Genomic DNA, 4732 nt, shown 5'->3' with positions numbered 1-4732 from the left:
CGAGCGGTCGGCACACCGCTGTCCGGGCCTGACGGGCTGGCCGCCGGGGCCGTCGCTAGGGTGACCGGGTGTCCGCCGTCGAAGCCCTCTGCATCCTGCTCGCGGGCGTGGCGGCCGGGACGATCAACACCATCGTCGGCTCGGGGACGCTCATCACCTTCCCCACCCTGCTCTTCTTCGGCTACCCGCCCGTGGTGGCCAACGTCTCCAACACCGTCGGCCTGGTCGCCGGAGGCGTGACCGGGGTCCACGGCTATCGCCGGGAGCTGCGCGGGTCGCTGGGCACTCTGCGCCGACTGGTGCCGATGTCCTTTCTGGGCGCGGTGATCGGCGCGCTGCTGCTCCTCGTGCTGCCCCCCGAGGCGTTCGAGGCCATCGTGCCGGCGCTCATCGCCCTCGGCCTCCTCCTGGTCATCCTCGGCCCACGCCTCCAGGCGGCAGCGGGTGCGCGGCACAGCGACGCGATCGTCGCGTGGCACCAGCCGGTGATGATGGCGGGGGTGCTGGTGGCCGGGGTCTACGGCGGCTACTTCGGCGCTGCCCAGGGTGTGATCCTGATCGGGCTGCTGAGCGCGCTGAGCGCGGAACCGCTGCAGCGCCTCAACGGGTACAAGAACGTCCTCGGGACGGTCGTCAACGCCGTGGCCGCGATCACGTTCATGGCGGTGGCCTGGGACCAGATCGACTGGCCGGCGGCGGGCCTCATCGCCGTCGGCGCCCTGGCCGGCGGTTACCTCGGGTCGACGTTCGGGCGGCGGCTGCCGCCGTCGGCGCTGCGCGCGTTCATCATCGTGATCGGTGTCGTCGCGATCACCAGGATGGTCTGGTTCCCCTGACGGAGCACGGCGCCGTCCCCGCTCGACGGGCCGTGGTTCCCCGACGTCGCCGACGCCCGTTCGACAGGTCCAGGCCCGATCGGCCCCTGGATGTCACCGTGCGTGCGGTGATCGCCTAGCCTTCTCGCCGTGCCGATCCGCATCGATGACCCCGCCGACGAGCGGCTCGCCGACTACGTCGCCCTCACCGACGTGGCACTGCGCCGACGCACGGAGCCCGAGCGCGGCCTGTACATCGCCGAGTCGGAGAAGGTCATCCGCCGGGCCCTGGCCGCGGGCCACCAGCCCCGGTCCCTCCTGATGGCCGAGCGCTGGCTCACCGACCTCGCCGATGTCGTCGCCGACGCCGAGCAGGCAGGCATCCCCGTCTTCGTCGGGGAGCACGGCGTCATAGAGGGGATCACCGGCTTCCACCTGCACCGCGGCGCGCTGGCGTCCATGCAGCGTCCCGCGCTGCCCGCAGTCTCCGACCTGCTCGAGGGCGCCCGGCGCGTCATCGTGCTCGAGGACGTCGTGGACCACACCAACGTCGGGGCGGTCTTCCGCAGCTGTGCGGCGCTGGGTGTCGACGCGGTGCTCGTCACCCCCCGATGTGCAGACCCGTTGTACCGCAGGGCGATCCGCGTCTCGATGGGAACCGTCTTCCAGGTGCCGTGGACGCGGGTCAGCCCCTGGCCGCAGGCCATCGCGGACCTCCAGGCGTCCGGTTTCACCGTCGCGACGCTCGCCCTGGCCGACGACGCGGTGAGCCTCGACGACCTCGCGGCGGACCCGCCAGAGCGCCTTGCCCTGGTCCTCGGCACCGAGGGCGACGGTCTGTCGCACCACACCCTGAGCAACGCCGACCTCACGGTGACCATCCCGATGGCGGGCGGCGTCGACTCGCTGAACGTCGCTGCGGCGGGCGCGGTCGCGGCCTGGGCGCTCCGGCCTCAGGGCGTTCGGTAGAGGGCGACGACCACTCCGCGCGCGAGCGTGTGCGGCACCGCGGCGGAGAGGGCGTCGCGGGGGTCGGCCGAGCCGGGGAGGCGCAGGTCTGCGGTGTCGAGGGCGTGGACCGCGAACACGTAGCGGTGCGGGCCGTGGCCCCGGGGCGGGGCTGCCCCGCCGTAGTCCGGGCGGCCGAAGTCGTTGCTGAGGTGGAAGGCGCCCTCGGGCAGCCCGGCCCCGCCCCGGGCACCCGCGTCCACGGGCAGGTCCGTGACGTCCGGGGAGATGCCGAACACCGCCCAGTGCCAGAACCCCGCCCCCGGCGCGTCCGGGTCGAAGCAGGTGACGGCGTAGCCGCGGGTGCCACCGGGAGCGCCACTCCACGACAGCGGGGGCGAGGTGTTGCCGCCACGCAGGGTGTGGGCGGGTGGCAGGGTCCCGCCGTCCTCGAAGGCGGCGCTGGACACATGGAACGACGGCACCGGGGGGAGGTCGTCGTAGGGGCCGGGCGCCCCGGAGCGGTCCGCTGTCATGCTCGCGACTGTAGACCCGGCCGCGTCAGCCGACCATGCGCTCGACCAGTCCTGCGAGCTCGGCCCGCGGGTCGGCGGTGAGCCCGCCGTGGACGGGTCCGGGCTGGACGACGGTGCTGCGCGGGGCGCTGAGCCAACCGAAGCGCCGGCCCGGGCTCCCGAGGTCGGGCAGCCCCCCACCGGTCTCGCCGCGGCACACCCGGCACACTGCCTCGAGGGCGTCGCGGACCTCGGCCGCCTCGACGCCGGGCGCGAGGGCACGCAGCCTCGCCTCGTCGACGGCGTAGCCCGCCTCGAGGAAGTCGGCCCCCTGGCTGTAGAGCACGACCCCGACGTTGACGAACTCCTCGCGCTCGACCCGCGGCACGCAGCGCAGCACGACGTACTGGTAGCCCTGCAGGCTCATCCGGCACCTCCCGGGACCCAGGCGTCCGAGGACGCCCGGGCCAGCAGGTGCTCCCGGTACGCCGCGCGGACGGCGTCGGGGGAGGCGAGTCCGGGGGCCGGCTCCAGCCACGCGTCGGGCACCTGAGCCGTGACCTCGTCGACCAGCGCCGGGGTGACGAGCGGCGACAGCCGCGCGTGTGCCTCGCGAGGGTCGCCGGCCACGTCGGCCAGCACGTGCCTCGAGGCGTCGAACGGCTGGGCCGCGAAGCGCCCCGGGTCCGGCGCGCGGCTCGGCCACTGGTGGTGGAAGTAGAGCGCCGCCCCGTGGTCGATGCACCACGGCTCCCCGTGCCACACCAGCAGGTTGGGGTTGCTCCACGTCCGGTCGACGTTCGCCGTCAGCGCGTCGAGCCAGAGGATCGCCGCGGACTCCTCGGCCGAGGGCGGCCGCGACCCGTCGTACCCGAACGACCCGGGCAGGAAGTCGATGCCCAGGTTGAGGCCCAGACTGGCGTTGAGCAGGTCCTGGACCTCCTCGTCGGCCTCGTACCGCGCGATGGGCGGCTGCAGGTCGACCACGGCCAGCCGCGGCACGCGCAGGTCGAGGCGGCGGGCGAGCTCGCCGACGAGCACCTCGGCCACCAGGACCTTGACGCCCTGCCCGGCGCCCCGGAACTTCAGCACGTAGGTGCCGCAGTCGTCCGCCTCGACGATCCCCGGCAGCGAGCCGCCCTCCTTGAGTGGCGTGACGTAGCGGGTGGCCGTGATCTGCTCGAGCACGCGGTCAGCCTAGGGGCCCGGTGGGGCGGTCAGCGCGGGGGAGCAGCGCCGCGGCGATGTCGGAGAGGTGGTCGAGGTCCGCGAGGTCCAGCACCTGGAGGTAGATGCGCGTGACGCCGACGTCCGCGAACTCCTCGAGCCGTGCCCGCACCTCGTCGGCGTTCCCGGCGAGGCCGTTGGCGCGGAGCTCGTCGAGGTCACGCCCGATGTTTCCTGCTCGGCGGGCCAGGGTCGCCTCGTCGTCGCCGACACAGACCACCTGGGCGGCGGAGTAGACCAGCTCCGACGGCGCGCGGCCGATCTCCGCGCACGCCGACCCGACCCGGTCGAACGCCGCCGCGACCTGCTCCGGCGGCTGGAACGCGACGTTGTACTCCGCGGCGTAGGCCGCGGCCAGGGCAGGGGTCCGGCGGGGACCGGTGCCGCCGACGATCACCGGGAGCCGCTCCTGCGCGGGGCGGGTCAGGACGGGACAGTCCCGCAGCTCGTAGTGCGCCCCGCGGTGGCTGAACCGCTCCCCGGGGGGTGTCGCCCAGAGGCCGGTGATGACCGCCAGCTGCTCCTCGAGGCGGTCGAAGCGGCCCCGCACGCTGGGGAAGGGGATGCCGAAGGCGGCGTGCTCCTCCTCGAACCAGCCGGCGCCGAGGCCGAGCTCCACGCGCCCGCCGCTCATCTGGTCCACTCCGGCGACCTGGACCGCGAGGGGCCCCGGCAGACGGAAGGTCGCCGATGACACCAGGGTCCCGAGGCGGATCGTGCTCGTGTCGCGCGCCAGCCCCGCCAAGGTGGTCCAGGCATCCGTGGGGCCAGGGGCGCCGTCGCCGCCCATGTGCAGGTAGTGGTCGGAGCGGAAGAACCCGGAGAAGCCCAGGTCCTCGGCCGCCTTGGCGACCCGCAGCAGGTCGTCGTAGGAAGCGCCCTGCTGGGGCTCGGTGAAGATGCGCACGTCCATGCCCCCACCGTAGGCACCCGGGGGTGTGCGCCCCGGCGCCGGCTCGCGCCGCGCCCCCGAGCGCTCCCGCGCGGACCGGTGACCAATCCGCTTGGATGGCCGCAGCGAAGCCCTCGCGCCCCTGATCCGTCGTGTCCCCAGCCCTGGAGTGAGATGAGCGCCACCGCCCACCAGACGACCAGCGCCCAGGGGGTGGCGGACCGGGTCGCGTCACTGGTCGCGCCCCTGTTCGACGGCACGCTGCCGCTGCGTCTGCGCGCGTGGGACGGTTCCACCGCCGGTCAGGTCGGTGCTCCGACGGTGGTGCTGCGCTC

At 74.2% G+C, this 4732-nt stretch carries 6 protein-coding genes; 2 read left to right on the top strand and 4 right to left on the bottom strand.

The features are described from left to right. Window positions 1–68: 68 nt before the first annotated feature. Both VIB11_RS15580 and VIB11_RS15575 read left to right on the top strand, forming a co-directional pair. Window positions 69–836, top strand: coding sequence for a sulfite exporter TauE/SafE family protein (locus VIB11_RS15580; RefSeq protein WP_332032369.1), 768 nt, complete (start codon window positions 69–71; stop codon window positions 834–836). Window positions 837–965: 129 nt separating this feature from the next. After that, window positions 966–1784 carry an RNA methyltransferase gene (locus tag VIB11_RS15575; protein ID WP_332032367.1) on the top strand — a complete coding sequence of 273 codons (819 nt, stop codon included), beginning with the start codon at window positions 966–968 and terminating at the stop codon, window positions 1782–1784. Here the strand turns inward: VIB11_RS15575 and VIB11_RS15570 are convergent. The 4 genes from VIB11_RS15570 to VIB11_RS15555 are packed head-to-tail and all read right to left on the bottom strand — an operon-like array spanning window position 1769 to window position 4418. Further along, window positions 1769–2299 (bottom strand): YbhB/YbcL family Raf kinase inhibitor-like protein, encoded by a 531-nt coding sequence (locus tag VIB11_RS15570; protein ID WP_332032365.1) that lies wholly within the window; start codon window positions 2297–2299, stop codon window positions 1769–1771. The two genes, VIB11_RS15575 and VIB11_RS15570, sit on opposite strands and share 16 nt — an antisense overlap. Window positions 2300–2324: 25 nt before the next feature. Then, window positions 2325–2705: a DUF3037 domain-containing protein gene (locus VIB11_RS15565; RefSeq protein ID WP_332032363.1), complete on the bottom strand. Its 381-nt coding sequence runs from the start codon at window positions 2703–2705 to the stop codon at window positions 2325–2327. Further along, a complete protein-coding gene (locus tag VIB11_RS15560) occupies window positions 2702–3466 on the bottom strand; it encodes a HipA family kinase (protein WP_332032361.1) in 765 nt (254 codons plus the stop codon). The genes VIB11_RS15565 and VIB11_RS15560 overlap by 4 nt, the downstream gene beginning before the upstream one ends. A 4-nt stretch (window positions 3467–3470) precedes the next feature. Further along, the gene (locus tag VIB11_RS15555; protein ID WP_332032359.1) at window positions 3471–4418 is read right to left on the bottom strand and encodes an LLM class F420-dependent oxidoreductase; all 948 of its coding nucleotides are present in this window, start codon (window positions 4416–4418) and stop codon (window positions 3471–3473) included. Window positions 4419–4732: the final 314 nt, after the last annotated feature.

This window comes from Pedococcus sp. (assembly GCF_036554925.1).
Lineage (GTDB): Bacteria > Actinomycetota > Actinomycetes > Actinomycetales > Dermatophilaceae > Pedococcus_A.
Note: the sequence above shows the minus strand (reverse complement) of the source record. Positions and strands in the feature narration are given on the sequence as shown.